Source organism: Algoriphagus locisalis (assembly GCF_900116615.1).
GTDB classification, from domain to species: domain Bacteria; phylum Bacteroidota; class Bacteroidia; order Cytophagales; family Cyclobacteriaceae; genus Algoriphagus; species Algoriphagus locisalis.
In genome coordinates, this window is record NZ_FPBF01000001.1 from 208943 (window position 1) to 232723 (window position 23781).

The 23781-nt window shown below is 40.0% G+C and carries 19 protein-coding genes; 18 read left to right on the forward strand and 1 reads right to left on the reverse strand.

Annotated elements, in window-relative coordinates:
* The first annotated feature begins 77 nt into the window (after nucleotides 1-77).
* The gene (locus BM386_RS00890; RefSeq protein ID WP_091691182.1) at nucleotides 78-2333 is read left to right on the forward strand and encodes an efflux RND transporter permease subunit; all 2256 of its coding nucleotides are present in this window, start codon (nucleotides 78-80) and stop codon (nucleotides 2331-2333) included.
* Between the two features lie 8 nt (nucleotides 2334-2341).
* Here the strand turns inward: BM386_RS00890 and BM386_RS00895 are convergent, their stop codons facing one another.
* Nucleotides 2342-3385: an endonuclease/exonuclease/phosphatase family protein gene (locus BM386_RS00895; protein WP_091691183.1), complete on the reverse strand. Its 1044-nt coding sequence runs from the start codon at nucleotides 3383-3385 to the stop codon at nucleotides 2342-2344.
* 480 nt (nucleotides 3386-3865) lie between these two features.
* On the opposite strand from BM386_RS00895, the gene BM386_RS00900 reads away from it, so the two are divergent.
* The 17 genes from BM386_RS00900 (at nucleotide 3866) to BM386_RS00980 (ending at nucleotide 23706) form a co-directional block, all read left to right on the forward strand.
* Entirely contained in the window at nucleotides 3866-4441 is a 576-nt protein-coding gene (locus BM386_RS00900; RefSeq protein ID WP_091691184.1) for a DUF2911 domain-containing protein, read from the forward strand.
* A gap of 140 nt (nucleotides 4442-4581) precedes the next feature.
* Nucleotides 4582-6996 (forward strand): penicillin acylase family protein, encoded by a 2415-nt coding sequence (locus BM386_RS00905; RefSeq protein WP_091691185.1) that lies wholly within the window; start codon nucleotides 4582-4584, stop codon nucleotides 6994-6996.
* 244 nt (nucleotides 6997-7240) lie between these two features.
* Nucleotides 7241-7612, forward strand: a complete 372-nt coding sequence (locus tag BM386_RS00910; protein WP_091691186.1) for a hypothetical protein — start codon at nucleotides 7241-7243, stop codon at nucleotides 7610-7612.
* 195 nt (nucleotides 7613-7807) lie between these two features.
* Complete coding sequence (locus BM386_RS00915) at nucleotides 7808-8245, forward strand: ArsR family transcriptional regulator (RefSeq protein ID WP_244545425.1); 438 nt, start codon at nucleotides 7808-7810, stop codon at nucleotides 8243-8245.
* Between the two features lie 168 nt (nucleotides 8246-8413).
* Nucleotides 8414-11017: an SLBB domain-containing protein gene (locus BM386_RS00920; RefSeq protein WP_170856999.1), complete on the forward strand. Its 2604-nt coding sequence runs from the start codon at nucleotides 8414-8416 to the stop codon at nucleotides 11015-11017.
* Nucleotides 11018-11036: 19 nt separating this feature from the next.
* A complete protein-coding gene (locus BM386_RS00925; protein WP_091691188.1) occupies nucleotides 11037-12356 on the forward strand; it encodes a UDP-glucose dehydrogenase family protein in 1320 nt (439 codons plus the stop codon).
* Nucleotides 12357-12415: 59 nt separating this feature from the next.
* Nucleotides 12416-13024, forward strand: a complete 609-nt coding sequence (locus BM386_RS00930) for a DapH/DapD/GlmU-related protein (RefSeq protein ID WP_091691189.1) — start codon at nucleotides 12416-12418, stop codon at nucleotides 13022-13024.
* Nucleotides 13021-14460, forward strand: a complete 1440-nt coding sequence (locus BM386_RS00935) for a lipopolysaccharide biosynthesis protein (protein WP_091691190.1) — start codon at nucleotides 13021-13023, stop codon at nucleotides 14458-14460. The genes BM386_RS00930 and BM386_RS00935 overlap by 4 nt, the downstream gene beginning before the upstream one ends.
* Nucleotides 14457-15539, forward strand: coding sequence for a DegT/DnrJ/EryC1/StrS family aminotransferase (locus tag BM386_RS00940; protein ID WP_091691191.1), 1083 nt, complete (start codon nucleotides 14457-14459; stop codon nucleotides 15537-15539). The genes BM386_RS00935 and BM386_RS00940 overlap by 4 nt, the downstream gene beginning before the upstream one ends.
* 161 nt (nucleotides 15540-15700) lie before the next feature.
* Nucleotides 15701-16798 carry an ATP-grasp domain-containing protein gene (locus tag BM386_RS00945; RefSeq protein ID WP_139235808.1) on the forward strand — a complete coding sequence of 366 codons (1098 nt, stop codon included), beginning with the start codon at nucleotides 15701-15703 and terminating at the stop codon, nucleotides 16796-16798.
* Entirely contained in the window at nucleotides 16786-18174 is a 1389-nt protein-coding gene (locus BM386_RS00950) for an MmgE/PrpD family protein (protein ID WP_139235809.1), read from the forward strand. The genes BM386_RS00945 and BM386_RS00950 overlap by 13 nt, the downstream gene beginning before the upstream one ends.
* Entirely contained in the window at nucleotides 18171-18791 is a 621-nt protein-coding gene (locus tag BM386_RS00955; RefSeq protein WP_091691194.1) for an LbetaH domain-containing protein, read from the forward strand. Before BM386_RS00950 ends, BM386_RS00955 begins: the two co-directional genes overlap by 4 nt.
* Nucleotides 18788-19747, forward strand: coding sequence for a glycosyltransferase (locus BM386_RS00960; RefSeq protein WP_170857000.1), 960 nt, complete (start codon nucleotides 18788-18790; stop codon nucleotides 19745-19747). The genes BM386_RS00955 and BM386_RS00960 overlap by 4 nt, the downstream gene beginning before the upstream one ends.
* A 4-nt stretch (nucleotides 19748-19751) precedes the next feature.
* Complete coding sequence (locus BM386_RS00965) at nucleotides 19752-20837, forward strand: glycoside hydrolase family protein (protein WP_091691196.1); 1086 nt, start codon at nucleotides 19752-19754, stop codon at nucleotides 20835-20837.
* Complete coding sequence (locus BM386_RS00970) at nucleotides 20827-21705, forward strand: glycosyltransferase family 2 protein (protein ID WP_091691197.1); 879 nt, start codon at nucleotides 20827-20829, stop codon at nucleotides 21703-21705. The genes BM386_RS00965 and BM386_RS00970 overlap by 11 nt, the downstream gene beginning before the upstream one ends.
* Nucleotides 21705-22652, forward strand: coding sequence for a glycosyltransferase family A protein (locus BM386_RS00975; protein ID WP_091691198.1), 948 nt, complete (start codon nucleotides 21705-21707; stop codon nucleotides 22650-22652). The genes BM386_RS00970 and BM386_RS00975 overlap by 1 nt, the downstream gene beginning before the upstream one ends.
* Nucleotides 22645-23706 carry a hypothetical protein gene (locus tag BM386_RS00980; protein ID WP_091691199.1) on the forward strand — a complete coding sequence of 354 codons (1062 nt, stop codon included), beginning with the start codon at nucleotides 22645-22647 and terminating at the stop codon, nucleotides 23704-23706. The genes BM386_RS00975 and BM386_RS00980 overlap by 8 nt, the downstream gene beginning before the upstream one ends.
* Nucleotides 23707-23781 lie beyond the last annotated feature (75 nt).

A 23781-nucleotide genomic window follows, 5' to 3' on the forward strand; every position in this document is an offset into this window, starting at 1 on the left:
TGATTTAAAACAAAGCAGCGTCAATAGTATTATACTTGGACTGGGAAAATGAGTTGACTGCCTCTTATATCGCGTAAATGTTTCAAAAATCCACCGCTTACACTTTTCTCGCTCTTGCTGTTTTGCTCAGCTTGTTGCTGCTGATTTTCCGGCCTACGCCTCAATTTAATTATGATTTTGAAACATTTTTTCCACAGAACGACAAGGACTTAGATTTCTACGAAAGCTTCAAAAGCCAATTCGAAAATGATAACGATTATCTGCTGATTGCCTTAAGTAATCCTGATGGTGAGCTTTTGGAATCCCGCTTTCTAGCCAAATCCTACGCAATTCAATCCAAAATTCAGGAGTTGGAAAAAGTCGATACGGTCATCTCCATTCTTAGCTTGAAGCAACCTGTTATTGGGATTTTTGGCCTGACAAACCGAGCAGTTCTAGATTGGTCAGATGAGAATTCCTTAGCTAAAACTAACGCGAATTTGGAGCAGTACCGACCTCAATTAGTTTCTAAAGATGGAAACTCGCTGCTTCTTTGGATTAAAAATGAGCAGAATATATCCAAGGAAGATGGCAATATTTTATATGGAGCTATCAAGGACTTGTTTGCAGAGTTTGCTTTGGAACCTCGCGCCACAGCCGGGAAAATCCAGATGCAAGGAGATTTTATCAAGCTCATGCAACATGAGTTTGGGATGTTTTTTGGCTTCTCAATCTTACTTATTTTAATTCTACTAGTTCTGATTTTCAGGTCTTGGTGGGGTGTAGTCATCCCGCTAGTAGTGCTGATCATTGGAGTTGCTTGGGCTTTTGGCTTGCTCCTCTACCTAGGTAAGCCCATGGACGTCATGTCGGTCATGCAGCCTACTATTTTTATGATCGTAGGCTTGAGCGCTTTGATCCATTTTTTTACTCATTTGATCAAAAAACTTAAAGCCGGAGTAAAAAAAGAGGAGGCAATTTCTGCAGTTTATAGTGAATTGTTGATGCCTGTATGGCTAACTGTTCTTACCACATCCTTAGGTTTTATATCGCTCTATTTCACCACCATTCCTGCACTTCAGGATTTTGGTTGGACTACTGGGCTGGGCGTACTGGTTATTTTTTTGGCAGTGATTTTCATTTCGCCAGGACTGTTGTTTCTTATACCAATTACCAATGATTTTTCTGGAGATCAGGTCGAAAAACCTGGCCTTTTGCATAGTTCATTCTCTTGGCAGTTAAAGCATAGAAAATGGATCCTTCTTAAGTTTTTGGGGATCACCATTCTGTGTATTTTCCTTGGTTCAAAGGTGGAAATTAATGGATATCTGCTTGATAATCTGCCAGTCGATCATCCCATCCAAAAAGACTTTGAATACTTCGATGAGCAATTTGGAGGGTCAAATCCTCTTGAGGTTTTTCTTGAAGTAGGAAGTGGAGCAAATTCCTTGTTAGATCTGGAGGTACTTCAAGAAATGGAAAAAATAGATGCCAAAATCCACGAATTATTTGGCGAAGGTAAGACGATTTCTCCTTTGACGCTGATAAAATCCATCAATCAGGCCCAGAATCAAGGAGATCCCAAAGCCTTTGCACTTCCATCAGCAGGGCAAAGGCAGAGAATGAATCGGTGGCTCGATAAAGCCTTGGAGTCTAGTCAGCTGAAAGTCCTTGCTCAGGATAGAAAGTCTGGGAGAATCAGTGCGAGAGCTCCGGATTTGGGATCATTGAAAATGACCGAGCTCCGTACTGAATTAACTGACTTTGTAGAGAAAGAGATTGATCCTGACTTGCTTACTGTACGCTGGACGGGCACAGCCTATCTGATTGATAAAGGGCATAAGTCGGTGACTACTCAGATGGCAAAAGGTCTGGGGGTAGCCTTCCTTTTGGTTGGGGTAATTGTGGGCTTTTTGTTCCGCTCTTGGAGAATTTCTTTTCTTCTGCTGATCCCCAATTTGATTCCACTGCTCTGGATGCTTGGGCTGATGTATTTGCTGGGTATTGAGTTTAAGCTGACCATAGCTATACTATTTACGGTCGCATTTGGGATTGCAGTAGATGATAGCATCCATTTTATGAGCAGGCTGAAGCATGAGCTAAACCAGGGTAAAAACCTGATTTATGCCTTAAAGCGAACTTATCTGGAAGCGGGAAAAGCAATTCTACTGACCACAGTGGTGTTGACTGCTGGTTTTGGATTGTTGATTTTCAGCCAGTTTGGTGTGACTCACTTTACCGGGTTGTTGATTTCGGCTTCAATGATTTTCGCATTGATGGCTGATATGTTGCTTTTACCGCTTTTGCTTTTGCCTTTAAAAAAGATTTGGGAGCAAAAATTTAATAATTCCTAGCTGTCCGCTTATTGCTCATATCCGTCCCATTTGAATGTAGCTGTGACAGGATAATGGTCTGAATAATCCACCTCCCGGTGAGTTTTAAATTGGATGGCCTTGAGTGTTTTGCTTGAGAAAATATGGTCTATCCTCAGGAAGAATAGTATTCTATTGTAAGTGAAGCCGAAACCTCTTCCGGCCTGTTCGAAAGCATTGTCGTAATTTTCACTCAATTTAAAGTAGGTGTAAGAATAAGGGATTTCATTCAAATCTCCCATCAAAATCAACGGGTGCGGGCTGTTATTCATGTGTTCCAATAGCACTTTGAGCTGCTTACTTCTAGCCAGGCTGCCACGCTGAAGTTTTCCTAAGGTTTGTCGATAATTTACCTTTACTCCTTCTATACTTTCTAAGCCGTCAGAATCAATCCGCATAGATTCCAGATGAGCATTGTAAATTCGGATCGTATCATTTTTGACCAAAATATCCGCGAAAATCGCTCCGTTTGTCCCTTGCGCATCAAATATTTTACCCTCATTGATGATCAGATATTTAGAAAAAATTGCCAGGCCGTTGGACCTTTTTTTCGAATTCCCGTCTGTAATGTGATAGGAAACTTTGTAATTCGAGTTTTTTCCAAGGATTTGAATAGCGTTTCTCGAAGGCGTAGTGTTGTCCTGATAAAACTCCTGAAAAACTTTAACGTCAGCCTCTTGATCCTGTAGCCAGGTAAAGACATTTGCATCAGAACTCCGTTCATTTTTGGATTTATAATAGAACATGTGTGCATTGTACGTGAGTACCTTCAGCCCCTCAGTAGATTCATTTTTTGGGTTGATCTGGAAGGTCGCCAGGAAAAACTTGTATCCTAGAATCAGCGCTATAAGTGGCAGAAAGGATAATTTTCTCCAGGAAAGAATTAGAATTACCAGGAGAAGCACATTCAAAAGCAAAAATACCGGAATGAAGAATGGTAATAAACCAACGTATTGAAAATACTCCGGAGAGATATAGACGCTGGCAAATAAGAGTAAGGTTACGGCAAAAATCAGCCAGGTGATGACTTTCATGAATTGAAATTAATCTGGCAATAAAGTAAGCAATAAATCATGATCCAATTACAGCAAGTAGCGAATGCCTCCAAATAGCAATCTTCGATCCAAATGGAAATTTAATCTGATTATCCGCAATGATGTCTGTGACCTCTTTTTCTTTGCTTATCAGGCTGGAAGACCCCTGCCCGATAGCAGGCGGGGATGAGGGGTGACCGAAGTACCAGCAATGGTAGTGTTAACCATACTTTAAGTCGCTTATTACCTTTTACTGGTGCAATTGCTGATATACACAAAATTTAAATTCTAGAATCGGCTATTGAGTTTGTAAAGGTAGAATAATTGCGGTTTCAGAAAATGATTATGGGGCAAATGCTAAAAGAGAGGCTTGGATTTTGCTGCTTTGCCAATTATTAGTTATTTCGATAGAAAATTGCCCGTTTGGAATACGAGGCTTTTTGCCGGTAGCTATGACCTTTCAAAATCAATTATAAAACTATGAAAACGTACCAATCTATTTTAGCAGCTGCATGTATAGCTGTAGCTTTTGCTTCATGCAGCGAACCAAAGACTGCTGAAACTTCAGAGTCAAAGGTGGCTGAAGAAACTATGGAAGCTGCTGCGGAAACAGAGTCCAGACCAAGCCCTTTGATGGTAAAAGAAGGTCAGATCTCAGGTAAGGCAATCAAAGTTCAATATGGCTCCCCAGCGGTCAAAGAAAGACAATTATGGGGTGATTTGGTGCCATATAATGTGGTTTGGAGAACTGGGGCAAATGAGGCTTCTTATGTAGATCTAGCTGAGGATATCACTGTTGAAGGCAAAACACTTGCTGCCGGGAAGTATTCACTATTTACTATTCCAAAGGAGTCAGGACCGTGGACCGTCATTTTCAATTCGGAATGGGATCTGGAACATGGTCATTTCCAATACGATGAAAAGAATGATGTGTTGAGAGTAGAAGTGGAGCCAGTTTGGGAAGAGACTAGTCAAGAGTCATTATCTATGGAAATTGAAAATCCTGGAATTGTTATTCGATGGGAAAAACTCAAACTTCCTATTTCTATAAATTAAACCTAAGAATTTATTAAAAAAGCCCTCAATTTTAAACGTTGAGGGCTTTTTTTATGATTGATCTGTCAAAAGGCTAGCGGATTGTGTTTATTAATCTAAGGTTTAGGGTAAATTCGTCTCTTGACTTTAAACGAGATTTCATGAAGTACATAGGTTTTTTAGTTGTTTTAGCGCTGACTGTAGCACTTGCCGTGGCTGTGTCCATGCCTTTTGGTGCCATTCCTCCCTTGGCTCCCTTACTTGATCCCTATCATGGGTTTTGGCAAAATTCATTTTCTGAAGATAAATTGGCAGAAGATGAATTGGAGCTGAATAACCTAGGTGAACCTGTGAATGTCGTGTATGATGAACATCTCATCCCACATATTTTTGCCGCAAACGAGGCTGACTTATATAGAGCCCAAGGCTACATCACAGCTAAGCATAGATTATGGCAAATGGAGTTTCAGACTATGGCTGCCGCAGGTAGAATCTCCGAAATAGTAGGCCCATTAGCGATAGACCTTGATAGAATGACCAGAAGAAAAGGGTTGGCATACGGTGCGGAAATTGGGATAAAATTCACCCAAGAAACCGATCCAGAGACCTATGCACTCTTAGAAGCTTATGCTGACGGAGTAAATCAGTACATCGATCAGTTGGACGACGCCCAATTACCGGTAGAGTATAAGATTCTGAATTACAGACCCGAACAATGGTCTGCTTTTAAGTCCATTCTACTGTTAAAGTACATGACCGATATGTTGGTCGGGGATCGGGATCTGGAATATTCCAATCTACGGAAAATCCTTGGTGATGCGATGCTGGATAAATTATATCCGGAATATCCAATTGGAGTAGAACCTATCATTGAGCCTGGACATAAATGGGAGTTCAAGCCTTTAGAAGTCAGTCGGCCGGATAGTATTAATTACCCGAATGACCAGATCCTACTAGATCCTTTGCCCCAACCTGAAAAAGGAACAGGCTCTAACAACTGGGCGGTTTCTGGGGCTAAAACCAAAAGTGGCAATCCCATTTTAGCCAATGATCCACATCTGAGTCTGAACCTGCCTTCACTCTGGTACTCCATGCAATTGACCACACCTAATCACTCTGTAAAAGGTGCTACTCTTCCGGGCGCGCTGGGAGTGATTTCTGGATTCAATGAAAATATTGCCTGGGGTGTGACCAATGCTACTAGAGATACACGCGATTGGTATAAGATTACTTTTCAGGATGAATCGAGAAAAGCCTATCGCTACGGTGACAAGTGGATGCAAAGCAGCATTCGAATTGAGGAGATAAAAGTAAAAGGGCAGGATGCTTTTTTAGATACGGTGGTTTATACGCATTATGGGCCTGTAGTTTATGACAAGACCTTTAATTCAACTCGTCAAGACGTTAATTTCGCGTTGAAGTGGAATGTGCATGAGGGGTCAAATGAGCAAAGTACTTTCCTGAAATTGAACACAGGTAAGAACCACGATGACTATAATGCAGCGCTGGATAACTTCACTGCTCCTGCACAAAACTTTGTCTTTGCCTCCAAAAGTGGGGATATAGCCATGAGAATTCAGGGTAAATTTCCGCTGAAATGGAAGGGTCAGGGAAAATTCTTTATGGACGGAGCAGACCCAAGAATGGAATGGCAAGGGTATATCCCAAATGAGCATAATGCCAGCACATTAAATCCTTCACGTGGATTTGTGAGCTCTGCCAATCAGCATCCTACCGACTCCACCTATCCCTATTATGTTTTTGATAATAGCTATGAGTTTTACAGAAACCGCAGACTGAACAACAAACTCACGGATATGAAAGATATAACTGTGGAGGACATGCAGGGGCTACAGTTTGATGATTACTACCTGCATGCTGCTGAGGCTTTACCGCAGATGTTGCAGTTGCTAGGTAGTGGGTTTGAAAATGACGCTAATGCGAAAAAATATATTTCACTCTTGAAACAATGGGACTTTTATGCAGACCCAAATCAAAAGGCACCTACCTTGTTTTATGTCTGGTGGAGGGAAGCTTACGGGCAAATCTGGAAGGAGTTGTCAGAGAATCTTGCTCCTGTTACTCTTCCCAATTACTATCAAACGGTTCTCTTTATGAAAAATGAACCCGAAGGGGAAATCTTTGACCTAAAGAAAACTCCTGAGGTGGAGTCTGCTGCTACTCATGTTAAGGAGGGGTTCAAAGGAATGCTGGAAGTGATGAAAAATTGGGAAGCCGAAGAGGGAGATTTTTCTTGGGCTAATTACAAAAGAACCAAAGTCCAACACCTTGTTCCCCAGTTTGGGGCATTCTCTGTGGAGAATGTTTACACAGGCGGAGGTGCCGGTATTTTGAATGCGACAAGCGGAAGGTCTGGTGCAAGTTGGAGGATGGTGGTAGAATTGGGGCCTGAAATCAAAGCTTTTGGGATCTATCCTGGTGGACAGTCAGGTAATCCAGGGAGTAGATTTTATAGCAATTTCATTCCCGCCTGGGCTAATGGCGAATACCTGAATTTTGATCTGAGAAAAGCAGACCAACAAGAAGGTGTATTATTCACTACAATTTTAAACTAAGGAGCATGAAATCGAGCATGTCGAAGACCGTCACACACTGGGATGATTATAAGGTATGCGAGATTCCATCCCGTATCCTTCGTCACGGGACAGGTTGTGGCCATTGAAATACAAATCATAAACATATGAAATCGAGCATGACTAAAAAGTCATACACTGCCATGATTATTCACGTAGCGAGATTCCATCCCGTATCCTTCGTCACGGGACAGGTTGTGGCCATTGAAATACAAATCATAAACATATGAAATTTATATTATTTACATTTCTCACAGCTTTACTTGTTATCGTATTTAATCCATTTCTGCCCTATTGGGGGGTAATGCTCATCGTAGCTGTTTTTGCAGCGCTAATTGGCAATAAAGGGGCAGGCGCTTTTTTCGCAGGAGGCTTAGGGATGGGCTTAGCCTGGCTAGGTCAGAGTATTTATATCAGTTCATTTTCGGGAAGTTCTTTACCTGATAATATGGGAGAGTTGATGGGGTTTGGTTCTGGACTGCCTCTTCTTGCTTTGACTGGGATTCTTGGGTTTTTACTCGGTGCTTTTAGTGCTTGGACAGGAAGCTTGCTGCGTCAGCTCTTTAAAAGGAAGCCTGATAACATCTATGGCCATTAACAGCCATAATAAGTATTTAGTTAAATCTCCTAAATCTTCTTCGAAAAGCAGTATTTTATTTTTCCTATTCAATGCAATGAGTACCTTTGTTACTCACTATTGAGGTGAATTTTTATGCTTGAATCCTTAATTACCTCAAAGACAAGATTGAGGTTACTTGTTAAGTTTTTCGTTAACTCCAAAACACAAAGCCATTTGCGAGGATTGGCTGATGAGTTTGGTGAGTCAACTAATGCAATCCGTAAAGAATTGAATAATCTGACCCAAGCAGGGTTTCTGGTGAAAGAGTCAGATAAAAATAAGATCGCCTACAAGGCAAATGTAAAGCACCCATTTTTTTCTAACATTCAGGAAATCATCCGTAAGTATCTGGGGCTGGATAAGTTGCTGGAGCAAATCCTTGAAAGAATGGGGGAAGTGAGTCAAGTAATCCTTGTAGGCGACCTGTCAAGGGGTATCGATTCGGGGAAAATTGACGTAGTGGTCACTGGTGACAACTTGAATGAAGACTACATTTTGAATCTATCCAGCAGGATAGAAGAACTGATAGATCGAAAAGTGGTATTGACATTGCTAGCTGAGAGGATGCTGTCCACTGGGCTGGTTTTGTTTGATAAGGAAGTAGGGGCTTAAGCAGTCCTGGAGAAAATAGCGTAATCCTGACTAGGCACTTTTGTGACTGAAAGGGCGAAGCTTTGTATAATTGCAAAACAATCGATTAAAAATCAGAAATTAGCAATTGATTTAGTAGTAAAAATTAAGTCAGAAACGAAAAAAGCTGAATTGAAAAAATATACTTGGTTGAAGAAGTTTAAAAATTACCTGTCTTTGGTGATTTTTTTAGTGGTAGCATTTGCTGCCCAAAGTCAGAGTCTATCCGATATCCAAAATCTCAAAGTGGATAATCTCTCGGATGCTCAAATAGAGCAATTGATAAAGCGGGCAGAATCCAATGGCCTGACCACTAATCAGCTGACCGCTTTGGCAAGAGAAAGAGGTATGCCAGCATTAGAAGCTGTCAAGCTGAGCAAGCGAATCAGCGAATTGCAAATGTCTGTTAATTCTCAGGGTGATGGACAAAATGTGTCTGAAGGAAGATCCATAAATGGGTTTCAGGAAGTGGACATGTTTGATTCCATACGCAGGTCTGACCCGTATTATGACCTGACTACTAAGCAGAAGAAAATATTTGGATACAAATTATTTCATAACCGGGATCTTGATTTCAGTCCCAGCCTGAATATTCCTACCCCTCAGTCTTATGTGATCGGTTCCGGTGACCAATTGCTACTCGATGTGTATGGCGCTTCCCAGCAATCTTACGACCTGAATGTCTCTCCGGAAGGAAGAGTATTTGTTCCCAATGTAGGTCCTATACAAGTCGGTGGATCTTCTATAGCTGCAGCTACTTCCCGGATCCGATCAGCTTTAGGAAGAATATATTCCGGTCTTAACGGTTCCAATCCCAATACTTTTATTCAGCTAAGACTGGGTAATATTAGGTCTATCAAAGTTTCTATGGTAGGGGAGTTGACAAAGCCAGGTACATATACGCTACCTTCATTTGCTACGGTGTTTAACGGGCTTTACGCTGCAGGAGGACCGAATGAAAATGGAGCGTTCAGAAAAATCCAAGTCTATCGGGATAGTAAATTGGTAGCGACAGTAGATATATATGAATTCCTTTCACGGGGAGAGCAAAGTTCTAATATTACCCTTCAGGATAACGATGTGGTGATCGTGCCTCCCGTAAAAACACGTGTGGAAATTATCGGGCCAGTACGTAGAGAGGGGCTTTTTGAAGTGAAGCCAGAGGAGTCATTGAAGGATTTGTATCTATACACAGGTGGATTCACAAGTCAAGCTTACACAGATAGAGTGACTGTAAGAAGAATTGAAAATAGCCAACGCAAAGTAGTAGATGTCCCATCATCCGAGTTTGATTCATTTACATTAAGAGATGGGGATGAAATATTGATAGGAGAGGCACTGGAAAGATTCTCAAATAGAGTACAGGTGACAGGCTCTGTCATCCGGCCAGGGGAATATTCCTTGGATGAGGAAGGGCTAACTGTCAAAGGATTAATCGAGAAAGCACAGGGATTGAAGCCTGAGGCTTTCTCCATTAGAGCTACCTTATACAGAACTAGCACAGATCTGACCTTGGCAGCTGAGACGCTAGATTTAAAGGGTATTTTAAATGGTACAGTGCCAGATGTCCCTTTGCAAAATGAAGACCTTTTGTTTATTCCAAGCCGATATGATATTAAGGAAGAATATTATGTGAAAATATCTGGTGAAATTAATTATCCTGGGACATACCCCTTTGCATCAGATATGACAGTGGGAGATCTGATTTTAAGATCCGGAGGAATGTTAGAATCAGCGACCAATTCTCAAATTGAAATTGCCAGACGAGTAAGAGATGCTACATCTGGTAAAATAGCTGAAATTAAAACCCTTTCCATAGATCCGAATCTGGAACTGACCGCTGAGGAGAAAAATCAGCCTCTCCAGCCATTTGATCATGTTTTTATTCGTAGGAGCCCGGGCTACGAAAGAGAGCAGCTGGTGACTATCCAAGGAGAAGTGATGTATCCAGGAGAATTTGCCATAGCTGGTGCAAATGAAAGAATCTCGGATGTAATCAAAAGAGCAGGCGGTATCAATCAATTTGCGTATCCCAAGGGAGCAAGTTTGATCAGAAGAACTGTTTATTTCAAGGGGCCTACAGAAGATGAATTAAGAGAAAAAACGTTACTTGATATTTTTGCGAATTTGGATCCTGAAACAACTCGGGAAGGGAATGCAGCTGAGGAGCTTCTCTTTGAGAGAATAGATAAGAAAATAGCTCAGAATGAATTAGAGGAATTGAAATTACAGCAAGAAGAACAACAGCGTAATCTTTTTTCAATTTCTCCTGGTATTGATACTTTAAGGCAAGATTCATTGCTCATTTCAATGCGAATGAAAGAGCAGGATTTTGTGGGAATTGATCTGCAGTACATTTTGGAGCATCCAGGCTCTGAGGAGGATTTAATCTTGCTTGAGGGAGATATTATTCAAATTCCAAAAGAACTTCAAACAGTAAGAATGGTAGGGGAGGTTTTATTGCCTACTACAACCAGATTTATTGAAGGAAATAACCTTAAAAAATATATTTCTAAGGCAGGTGGCTTTACTGAAGATTCAAGAAGAACCAAAACCTATGTGGTATATGCCAATGGCGATGCGCAGAGTACTCGTAGCTTTTTGGGGATCAAATCATATCCTAAAATTGAACCGGGAGCAGAAATTGTAGTCCCTAGAAAACCTGCAAGGCAAAGGCTTAACGCTGCCGGATGGATTGGTCTTGCCTCGAGTTTGGCCACATTGGGAATTCTTATAGAGCGTTTACTTCCATAATTAAACAAATCATTATTTCATGAAAATTGCAGTAGTAGGTACCGGTTATGTGGGCTTGGTATCAGGAGCATGTTTTGCTGACGTAGGAATCGAAGTCACATGTGTGGACATCGATCAGAAAAAAATAGACAATCTTAAGGAAGGCATTATGCCTATTTATGAGCCAGGCCTGGAAGAGGTAGTTGTCAGAAATTTCAAAAGTGGAAGACTTAAATTCAGTACAGATCTGGGTGAAGCTATACAGGGTGCATCGGTAGCTTTTATTGCGGTAGGAACACCTCCGGGTGAGGATGGGTCTGCTGACCTGAAGTACGTGCTGGCTGTAGCTGATGAAATCGGTGCAAAAATGACCGATTACATTGTAGTGGCTACCAAAAGTACGGTACCGGTTACCACTGGCGAGAAGGTACGGGGAGCGATCAAAGGTGCATTGAGCAGAAGAGATTCTGATCTGCCCTTTGCTGTAGCATCCAATCCTGAGTTCCTGAAAGAAGGAGCTGCAGTGGAAGATTTCCTGAAGCCGGACAGAATAGTGATAGGGGTGGATGATGAGCGGGCAGAGGAGATCATGAAGCGCCTGTATAAGCCATTCCAACTCAGTGGAGAGCGAATCATCTACATGGATATTCCATCCGCTGAAATGACCAAGTATGCTGCGAATGCAATGCTGGCTACCAAAATTTCATTTATGAATGACGTGGCAAACCTATGCGAACTCGTAGGAGCTGATGCCAACATGGTGAGAAAAGGTATAGGTTCCGATCCAAGGATTGGGAATAAGTTTATTTATCCAGGAGTTGGTTATGGAGGATCATGCTTTCCAAAGGATGTGAAAGCAATCATTAAAACAGCTAAGCAATATGGTTATGACCTGAGAGTTCTTCAGGCTGTGGAGGATGTGAATGACGATCAGAAATATGTGCTTTCTAAGAAAGTGAAAGCTCACTTCGGTGAGGATTTATCAGGGATGACTTTTGCTATGTGGGGCTTGAGCTTCAAGCCTAACACCGACGATATGCGTGAAGCTCCTGCAGGAGTGATCATTGACGAACTTCGAGCAGCAGGAGCTAAGGTGAAAGCCTATGATCCTGTGGCTATGGAAGAAGCGAAAGAACACTACATTTTCGACAAAGTCACCTATTGCAACGATGCCTATGATGCTTTGGTGGATGCAGATGCTCTTCTGCTTGTAACTGAATGGTCAGAATTCAGAATTCCAAGCTGGGATGTAGTAGGAAAGCTATTGAAAAACAAGGTGATTTTCGATGGAAGGAATATCTACGACAAGAAGTATCTGAAAACCTTAGGTTTTGAATCTTACGGAATAGGATCTAAGTAAAATCTACTGCCCTTGGGTTTCGCTCAAGGGCTTTGTTGTGTTTTGAGCAATAGATAATAATGATAATTGCAGGGGCTGGAGGTCATAGTTTGGAGGTACGTCAGGTACTAATTGATCAAGGGTTTGCTCCAAAAGAACTACTCTTTTTTGACGAAGATCAGGTTAAACTTGAAAGGGAGGAACTAAAAGGGATTACGATCTTTGCTTTGTCAGAAATTCAAACGTGTTTTGAAAATGATCCTCGTTTTGTGTTAGGAGTCGGCAAGCCTAGTTATAGAGAGAAGTTATTTAACCTACTGACAAGCCTCGGTGGTGCCCTTTTTGGCATTGGCGATGCCTCATCTTCACCATTGCATAATTCAAATCCTGTTTTTGACGCTATGCCGTATAGCTTCATCGGTCCTCAGACGAAAATTGGCCTAGGAGTACTAGTAAATACTAGAGCCCATATTCATCATGAATGTGTACTAGGGGATTTTAGTGAGATTGGCCCAAGTGCAATGCTTTTGGGGTCTTCTAAGATTGGATCTAAATGTAGAATAGGAGCTGGGGCGATTATCTTGCCAGGAGTTGAAGTGGGGGATGAGGTGGTAGTAGGTGCTGGAGCTGTGGTGACTAAAAATATCCTAGGAAATGGTAGAGTAGTAAAAGGAATTCCTGCTAAATGAGTTTAAAAAAGAGAACGCTTAATGGGTTTTTCTGGAGTCTTACGCAGCAATTCGGGGTACAGGCAACTTCGATTGTAGTTACAATATTTTTAGCCCGTATACTAGAACCAGAGGATTTTGGCATTATTGGGATGCTGTCAGTTTTTATAGCTTTGGGCAATAGTCTTATCGATGCGGGTATGACTTCTAGTTTAATTAGAACTAGATTAGTTGATGAAAGGGACTATTCTACCGTATTTTTCATCAATTTATTAGTTGGCATCGCAGCGTATGTGTTAATGGTGGTTTCTGCAGGTTTGATAAGTGACTTTTTTAATCAGCCTGTGCTTGAATCTATCATTAAAATTTATTGTTTAGTTTTTCTCATTTATCCATTTTCCGCAGTACAGAAAACTAGACTGGTCAAGGAAATGGATTTTAAGATGGAACTAAAAATTACCGTCCCTTCTATGGTTATAGGAGGAATAATTGGTTTGGTAATGGCATTCCAAGGATTTGGCGTTTGGTCACTTGTAGGGATGAATTTGGCTCAAAACTTCCTGTTGAGTGTTCAATTTTGGTTTCTTACCAGTATGAGGCCAAAATGGATTTTTGATTTAGAACGCTTTAAATATCATTTTAAGTTTGGAGCGAATCTTACATTAGCAGGGATTATTAATTCCGTTTTTTCTAACATCTACCATTTAGTGATTGGGAAGTACTTCCCTGTTGCTATATTAGGTTTTTATTCCAAAGCTGATTCACTGAAACAAATACCTGTAAAAAACATTTCAAGTACTCTTTCTAGAGTGACTTTTCCAATGTTTTCTGAAATCCAAGACGATGATGAAAAGTTAAAACAAGCATATCGGCGAATCATGCAGCAAGTGTTATTCTGGTTGACTCCAGTCATGACTCTTTCAGCAGTCTTAGCTGAGCCACTATTCAGATTTATCCTGACGGAAAAATGGCTGCCTGCAGTCCCCTATTTTCAGATTTTGTGCCTGATTGGACTCATGTTTCCTATTCATTCCTACAATCTGAATATTCTAAAGGTAAAAGGTAGAAGCGATCTGTTTTTGAAATTGGAGATCATAAAAAAATCCTTAGCAATCTTAGGAATCATCATCGCCCTTCCTTACGGTATTTTTGCAATACTTTGGATGAGAGTTGGGCTTAGCTTTATATATTTTGGCATCAACTCATATTATAGTGGGAAGTTTATTGATTATGGTGTATGGAGTCAAATCATAGATTTGATTCCAATATTTATCATAGGTGCTATCAGTGGATTAGTTGGGTGGATGGTGAAGGACTGTATAGAAAACGTCCCTTCTTTAGATTGGTTTAGAATCATTGCAGGAGGCCTTGCAGGTACATTCATTTATTTTTTAGTATCCTTAGGCACTAAATCCAAACCTTTATTTGAATTTAAAAATCTAATTCTAAAACGATGATTCCTGTAACTAGACCTTTTTTTCCATCATTTGAGAAATATCAGCAATACCTCGAAGGAGTTTGGAAAAGGCAGTGGTTGACAAACAACGGCCCTTTGGTCAATGAATTGGAGATTAAGGTTGCCGAATTTCTTGATTCTAACAGCTTTATATTTATGGGTAATGGAACCATTGCACTGCAAATTGCCATCAAAGCTCTGGGACTAAAAGGGGAGGTGATTACTACTCCTTTTTCTTATGTGGCTACATCAAGTACAATAGTATGGGAAGGCTGTACACCGGTGTTTGTAGATATTGATCCAAACACCTACAATATAAACCCGTCCAAAATAGAGGAAGCTATTACCCCTCAAACTTCGGCTATATTGGCTACGCATGTTTTTGGGAATCCTTGTGATACTGTAGCTATTGACGAAATAGCCAAAAAGTATAATCTAAGAGTTATTTATGACGGAGCACATGCGTTTGGTGTCAAGTACAAAGGCCGATCTCTCATGGACTATGGGGATGTTACCACCTTGAGCACCCATGCAACTAAAATATTCCACACAGTGGAAGGAGGTGGGGTCTTTACCAATGATGTTGACTTGTTCAAGAAAATTTCATTAATGAGGAATTTTGGACACTCAGGACCGGATATGTTTAGTGACTTGGGGATAAATGGCAAAAATTCTGAAGTTCATGCAGCTATGGGATTAGCGGTTTTGCCTTTCATGGAAAAGATTTTTGCTAAGAGGAAAGTCCTTTTTGAATACTACAATAAAAACTTAGAGAATTTCCCGGTGAGAGGTCAGGTTATTGACAAAAATGTATCCTATAATTATTCCTACTTCCCCATTCTTTTTGATGACCCAGAATTGATGAGGCGATGTATTCATAAACTTAATCGTGCATCTATTTTTCCCAGACGATACTTTTACCCTTCATTGGCTTCTTTACCTTATGTAAATAATTCAAAGGATTTACCCATCACCAATTTTGTGACAGAAAGAATTCTATGCCTGCCACTTTATCATGATCTATCTGTCGAAGAAATTGATCTGGTTTGCAGAATAATGTATCGTGAATATAACAATTGATAAAAATCACATTATTTCTGCGCTGAAGAGAAATGTTTTCTTTTCTGCCAATGCTTTTTTTCTGCTTGCTTTGAGCGATCACAAAGTTTGCGATCAGCAAAAATCAAATACAAACAAAATTAACTAAGTACTTTACAATGGAAGGTAAATTAAAAATTTTAATGACAAGTATTGGTAGCCTTGTCGGTCAAAACGTTCATGATGTTCTAGAGTTCCCAGAATTTAGAAGAAGAGATCAGGTATCGCTGATCGGGACAAATAGCATGGTAGGTTCACCAAACAACTTCCGTTGTGATAAATGCTACATCGTTCCCAATACTAATTCACCGGAATTCAAGGAGCGAATTTTGGAGATTATTAAGTTGGAAAAGCCTAGTTTGATATTAAGTGGAAGAGATGAGGATACAGAAACTGTTGCCACATTGTTAGAGGAGTTTCCCGGATTAGGTGCCAAAATGCCTTATGGAAGGGCTTCTACATTAAAATATGCATTAGATAAGTGGGAATCTTGGGTTTTTTGCCAAAAGTATAACTTGCCATTTGCGGAGACTTTTGTTTTGGGTAAATCTGGCGATTTCAGTCAATTGGAGAAATTTGCAGCTCAGTTTGGTTTTCCGCTGATTGCAAAGCCTATTCAGGGCTTTGCCAGCAAAGGTGTTTTTTTTATTAGATCTTTGGAAGATGCAAAGGTGGTTTCAGAGTTCCCTAACTATATGTTTCAGGAATATTTGGGGCAAGGGGAATCACTTGATGAATATTTCAGACAACTGGATGGTTTGACTCCATTATTTGCGCATGCACCGAATATTTATCACCATTCCTGCCATACAGTAATTGCTCCTGATGGCTCATTTGATCCAATTTTCATTTCCAGAAATGAGCATGAATCTGGCACCACCGTTGGTTTTAAGAAAGTGCAGGATCCAGACCTGGAAGAATTGACCAAAAGGTTTGTCGCAGCTTTTCACACTGAAGGAGGGTTTGGACCCCTAACTGTGCAATTCAGAAAAGATCAACGTGGCGTGTGGAAAGCTCAGGAGATGAATATGCGAACCAATGGGAATACTTTTCCAAGATTTATGATGGGGCAAGATGATTTGGGATTGATTTTGGATGGTGTTTTACCCGAAGAGAAATTCCCCATCTTTCATGCTCCTGAAGAAACACATCAGTTGATCATCGGGAAATCCTTGAAAAGCCATATAATTTTCCCTGAAGATTTGAACCAATTGCAAAACGAGCAAGTTTGGAGCAACTGATAATGGCAGAAACGATTTTGAATAACTTATCAAGGCTAGTCTTGGGTAAATTTCAAGAGGAAATGCCAAGTGAGGAATTAGCTTTGGCTAAATTAGCCCTCCTAGACTATTTGGGTGTAACGATGCTGGGATCACGGGAGTTGTCAGTCAATATCCTACTGAGTTATAAACTTAAATACTTCACAAAGGGCACCACTGGCACTCATCAGATCATTGGCAAGAATGTGAAGTTAAATCAGCTCGATGCTGTAGAATTCAATGGTAGTTCGGCTCATGCACTAGATTATGACGATACTGGGGCTTCCACCCAGTGTCACCCATCGGCTTTACTTTTCCCTGCTCTAATAAGCATATCGGAAGATCATAACATATCTGGAAAGAAACTACTAAAGTCCTACATTATAGGAGTAGAGATGCTAAATGTTCTTTCAAAATGTCTTCCATTCTTGCACTCCAACGGCTGGCATCCTTCTTCAGTCTTTGGCCCTTTAGCTTCAGCAGTATCAAGCTCACTGTTGTTAGACTCCAGTGAAAAGCAATTGGCAAATAGTTTGGGCATAGCTGCTTCACTTTCGGGTGGACTAGTAGCGAATTTTGGAAGTCAAACAAAGCATTTACATATAGGTAATGCCTCTGCTTCTGGATTGAAAGCTGCACTACTTGGTAAGGGAGGGTTTACTTCTTCTGAATTTATTCTTGAGGGACCAAAAAGTTACTTTGCAGCTTATGGAAAAAATGACATTTGTCTACAGGACTTTCTGCCGGGATTTGGAGACCCTTGGTCCATCAAGACTCCCGGGCTCAACTTCAAGCAATATGCTAGTTGTGCATTGAGTCACAGGCTTATAGATATTGCTATAGATCTAAAGCGGAAAAATGACATTTCTCCTTCAGAAATTACTGGGGTTTCCTGTAGAGCTACACCAAGAGCCAAAGAGATTTTGTTTTACCAAGATCCTGAAGAAGGATTGCAGGGAAAGTTCTCTATTCACTATTTGATCGCCCGAGCTTTGATTTACGGAGAAATAAAAACCGTTGATTTTACTATTGAAGCTGTAAATGATCCAAAAGTCAAAAACCTCATGAAATTGATTTCCTTTGAAGTACATGAGGACTGGGATGATTCCGGCAATCTTTGGAGACCTGATGTATTGCAGATTGATTTAGCAGACGGGAATCAGTTGGAAGGTGTTTCGACCTATCCTAAAGGACACGCAAAAAACCCTTTTGAATGGGATATCGTCCAGCAAAAGTTTATTGATTGCTCAGAATGGGCGTTGTCCCGTAAAAGTATCTCTAATGTTATTTCGCTGGTTGGGACATTTGAGGATATTGATGATTCATCTCAAATTTTAAAAAGTTTACAAGTCGAATGATAATCACAGCAGAACCTAACATTCACCAAAGTGCTAAAATTAACAAAGGTGAATTTGGCGCTTTTACTCAAATAGATGAGAGAGTAAGGGTTACTGAAAGTAAAATAGGAGATTATTCCTATATACTACATGACTCAGAAGTCATTTATTCAGAAATTGGGAAGTTTTGTGCAATTGCTCCTTTTACACGAATAAATCCTGGAAATCACCCCTATTGGAGAGCAGGACTGTCCAATTTTACCTACCGATCATCTGACTATGGTTTAGGAGAAAACGACCAACAATTCTTTCAATGGAGAAGAAACCAAAAAGTAACGATCGGCCATGATGTCTGGATTGGACAAGGCGTATTAGTAATGCCTGGGCTGACTATTGGGACTGGGGCGGTTATAGGAGGAGGTGCCGTGGTGACAAAAGATGTTGCCCCTTATACAATAGTCGCAGGATCTGCAGCTAAAGTGATTAAGAGAAGATTTTCTGAAAAAGTGGAGGAATCTTTACTTAGGATTTCCTGGTGGGATTGGAGCGCTGAAGAAATTAAAGAAGCAATGTCTTTTTTTAGAAAAGAGAATATCGAAGATTTTTGTAGACAATTTGATCCTAAGTTTGAATTGTGAGCATTAGGAATGAAGCAGAAATAATAGAATCTTGGAAGGAGGATTCATTTATTGTAAGTATTATTTGTAATACTTACAATCATGTCAACTACATTTCTCAGACTATTGAATCCTTTTTGGAGCAAAGAACAAGGTTTGGAATAGAAATCTTGATCCATGATGATGCATCGACTGACGGAACAAGTCAGGTAATCAGAAAATTTGAAAATGAATACCCTGCCATTATCAAGCCGATCTATCAATCTGAAAATCAATATTCCAAGGGGATTAAACCAGCTTTTGAATATCAATACCCACGGGCCAAAGATAAATATGTGGCGCTCTGCGAAGGTGATGACTTTTGGACAGATCCTTTGAAACTCCAGAAGCAAATTGACTATTTGGAGGAAAACCCACAGTATTCTATTTGTTGTACAAATTATTCGGAGGTAAATAGCAAAGGTGTTGTTTTGAAAGAAAATGTTTGGCGTGGAAACCGACTGAACCCTGTAATCACTCATGAGATGATTTTGGAGGAATATAAACCCAAATTTCTAACCTCAGTCTTTAGGCGAGAAGCAATAAAAAATGGAGTTCCTCCACTGTTTTACAAAGCATTCAACACCGATAATTTCCTCTGTGCAATCGCCACAGAATATGGACCCGCTTGTTTTTTGAATTTCACTTCAGGATGTTATAGGGTCCATAATCAGGGAGTTTGGTCTAGTAAAACGGAAATTCAGCAATTCGAAATGCAGCTTAAATCATTCTTGGTAATGGCTGAATATTTTTCTAAAGACTATCAGAAAAAATCAATTACTAAACGTATTTACAGCATAAAAAGAAAGCTTTCGAGATTATACCTAAAGGAAAAGAATATAAGTAAGAGTATGGATCAAATCAGGTATATGTTTCCCATAAATCCAGCTGATACTGTCAAAGTAGTAGTTGGAAATTTGCTGTCCATAGTAAAGTAAATCAATGAAAGTTTATTCAATTATCACCCAGACTTCGGAATTTGCATTAGCCTCTCAAAACTCTGATGGTTCTATGCCTGCAGGTCACAATGGTCCTTATAAAGATCCCGAGACTCCTGTGAGAAATACATCTCATTGGTTGGTTGCTTTTTTAAAGTCGTGGGAGATCACCACTGATCAAAAGTTCCGTGTTGCAGCGGAAAAATGCTTGGGATATTTGCTCTCTGGTGCTGCTAGACCAATGGGGGCTAGTTTTTGGCATCGCTCTAATCCCAAAAAGGATTTTACAAATGGCGTGATGGGGCAAGCTTGGACTTTGGAAGCTTTGGAGTATGCCTTTAGGTTTTTTGGAGATGATCAGATTCTCAGACTGGCTGAAGAGGTCTACAAACTTCATCCATATGATGCCGATCACAAAGCATGGAAAATTGTCAATGTAGATGGAAGTATCAGGGGGTTTGATGTCACCTTCAACCATCAATTGTGGTATGCAGCTATAGGCAGTAGATTGGCAACTCATGGAGATTTAGACATAAAATGCCAGGCGCAAGACTTTATTTCTGCTATAAAAAATAACATAAAAATGTACCCGGATGGCGTCATTATGCACCTGCCTACCATGTATCTGCGTACTACGATGAAAAAGAAGCTTGGTGGTGTCGTTTCTAAAATCAGAACTACCAAAAACCAATCCAATGCCATTTATATGAAGTCTGTGGGTTACCATGGTTTCAATCTGTATGCTTTGGGAATAATCAAGGAGCAATATCCTGAGCTGGAGTTCTTTCTAAGTAAGGAATTTCAAAAAATGATAGAAGTCATTCGAACAGATCGGTTTAAAAATCAATTGGATAATTCAACCTATAGCTATGATTACAACCCGCCCGGATTTGAACTTGGGTTTGCTCAGCAAAAGTTTGATTCAGAGAATTTCGATGAGTACTTTCTCAAGAAAGACATCATGAAATCATTTGATCAGGATGCAGAAGCCTGGGGGATTAAAAATAAATTTGATCCAGCTACTGCATCAGCGAGGGTTTATGAGGCATGTCAGCTTGAGAACGTAGCTATTTCAATTGATGTCCCATAGTCTCACCTTTTCCGTTGTTATCCCATTTTATCGTGATTGGGACAGACTTGCCATGTGTATGGAGTCTTTAGCCCATCAGCAAATTCCAAAATCAGCATTTGAAATCTTAGCTGTAAATAATGACCCCTCTGATCCAATTCCTGCAGATTTTGTTTTACCGGAAAATGCTACCTTATTATCTGAATCTAGAAAAGGTTCTTACGCAGCTAGAAATCTGGCCATAGCGCATGCAAAGGGGGATATTATAGCTTTTACTGACTCAGACTGTAAACCTCAGTTAGACTGGTTGGCTCAAGGATTGGATATTATGGTTCAGGGGTTTGACATGGCCGGGGGAGCAGTTACTTTTTTTAAGGAACATCCGGATGATTCAGATTTGGTATTTAGTTATGAGAGAAATTTTTCCTTTAATCAAAAAAGAAATGTGGAAGTTGAAAAATGCAGCATAACTGCAAACCTTTTCGTGAGAAAAGAAATTTTCGCCCAGTTAGGTTGGTTCAGAGAGGATATATTCTCTGGTGCAGATACCGTTTGGACCAAAAATGCTACCGCTAATGGAGCTTCAATAGCTTTTGCTGAGGATGCAGTAGTTCATCATCCTTCTAGAAAATCTATAGCTGAACTATATTCAAAAAAAAGAAGAACAACTGGAGGGTATTATAACCTATATTTTGAAAGTAAATCTTGGATGAAAAAAGCCATGACCCTTTTGATGCTATTGAGACCTCCAATTACAATTTTTATAAAAATAAATGAATCATTTTTAATGAAAGTAAAGCTTTTCTTTACAAAGTGGTCTATTGAATTTGTAGGAGCATGGGAATTGTTGGGATTATCGTTTGATACTAATACACCGAAAAGAAGTTGATGTTTTCTGTAATAATACCAGTCTACAATAAGAAACGTCATTTATCTCGATCGATTGATTCAGTATTAAATCAAAGTTTCCCCAATTTTGAATTGATTCTGGTAGATGATGCTTCTACTGATGGATCGTTTGAATTCATCTCCAACATAAGTGATCAAAAGGTATCCGTGTTCAGAAGAAGCTCACCAGGAGCTGGTGGGTATGCTGCTAGGAATTTGGGTATTGAAAAGGCTAAGTATTCATGGGTTTGTTTTTTGGATGCAGATGATGAGTGGGAGCATGACTACCTTGAATCCATGAGAACCTTGATCGCTGAGAATGGGGATGTGAAGATTTTGTCTGCTGCATGGCGTATCAAAAATAAATCTGGTAGCTTAGTGTGTAACATAGCACGCAGGCTACCGCAAAATGAATTGGCCATTTTGAGTTTAGAAGATTTTTTAACGCATTCCATCGCCAACGCTGCACCTATTTGCTCATCTGTAGCTGCAGTTCAAAAGGAAGTTTTCGAGAAATCAGGCACTTTTCCAGCAAATCAATGTAACTCGGGGGGAGACGTAGATACTTGGCTGAGGATCCTTCTGAAAGCCGGGAATTTGGGCTTCTTTAATAAGGTATTAGCAACTTACTTTGTAGATAGTGATAATATGGTGACAAAAAATCTGAAGAAATTCGAAATTGGCTGCATCATGAAAACAATCAAGCAATCACTTGAAACTCATCAAACGCAGTTGCCGGAGCATCTTTTAAAAAAATATTCCAATAAGTACTTATTGGCATTAATAGCCAAAACGATAAGAGCTGACCAGTTTGACGGAAGCTACCTATCCTGGTATTATAAGGAAGTAGATTATCACAAATACTTGATTTTTAAAGTATTTAATTTTAGACCACTTCGAATGATTTATAAGTTTTATCTCATTAAAAGAAATCCATTTCATGGCTAATGAATCCATTGATGTAGCAGAACTTTTACGGCACTTTGTCAAACAAAAGATGCTTTTTGTCAAAAGCTTGGTGTTTTTCATTGCTTTGGGAGTCTTGATAATTATAGTGACAAGGAACCACTATCAGTCAAGTGTTAAATTCATAGCGCTATCCACTGCCAATTCTGGGGCTACTGGACTTATGCGGCAATTGGGTGGGCTATCAGGAATTAATTTGGGAGGAATTCAAGGTGGCGAAGATGGTATTTCTCCTATGATGTACCAGGAGGTTATTTACAGTATTCCCTACTTGGCCAAATTGAGCAATAGGCCTCTGCGTCAAAGTGAGGGGCAAGATCCGCTCAAAATTGGTGAATTTGTAGCGATCAATAGGCGGACTTCCATTTTATCAAGTATTAAAAAGTACACCATTGGACTGCCTGAAGTTTTTGCTAATAACGGGAGGGAAATATTAGATTTCAGTGAAGGGAGGCAAGACTCTCTGATTTTTGAGAAAAGAGAATTAGTACCTGTTTTTAATGAATTTAAAAAAATAATTCTTTTGGAAACTGATCCTAACTCTGGAGTAATCACGATGACCATAGAGACAGTCGATCCGGAAGTTTCTGCTCAGGTAGCTGCCCATGCATTTGACCTGCTTTCTGAGTTTGTTATTGCCCACAAAACTGAGAAGGCGGAGCAAAATCTTAAATTTGTTCAAACTCAATTTGAAGAGTCCAAGGAAAATTTTATTGAAACACAGAATACGTTGGCCACTTTTCGCGATCGCAACCAAAACTTGAGCTTTTCTGCGGGAAGAGCAAATGAAGAGAGGCTTTTGGCAGAATTCAATATCGCCAGTAACTTATACACCAACATGGCAGTGCAATTGGATCAGGCCAAAATCAAAGTCCAAGAAGATATTCCAGTACTAAGTATCATCAATCCTCCAGTGGTATCTTATCAGAAGACCAAACCAAATATCCCGATGATTTTGGCAATCTGTATATTTATGGGGTTTGCATCAGGCTTTGTGTGGGCACTCCTGATTTTCTTGAAAAACCACCTATCCTAGCTCTTGATTAGGCAACTATCCATTCAGGATTATCTCTTTTTGTACCTCAGAAATATCCTGATTGGGATGACTTTT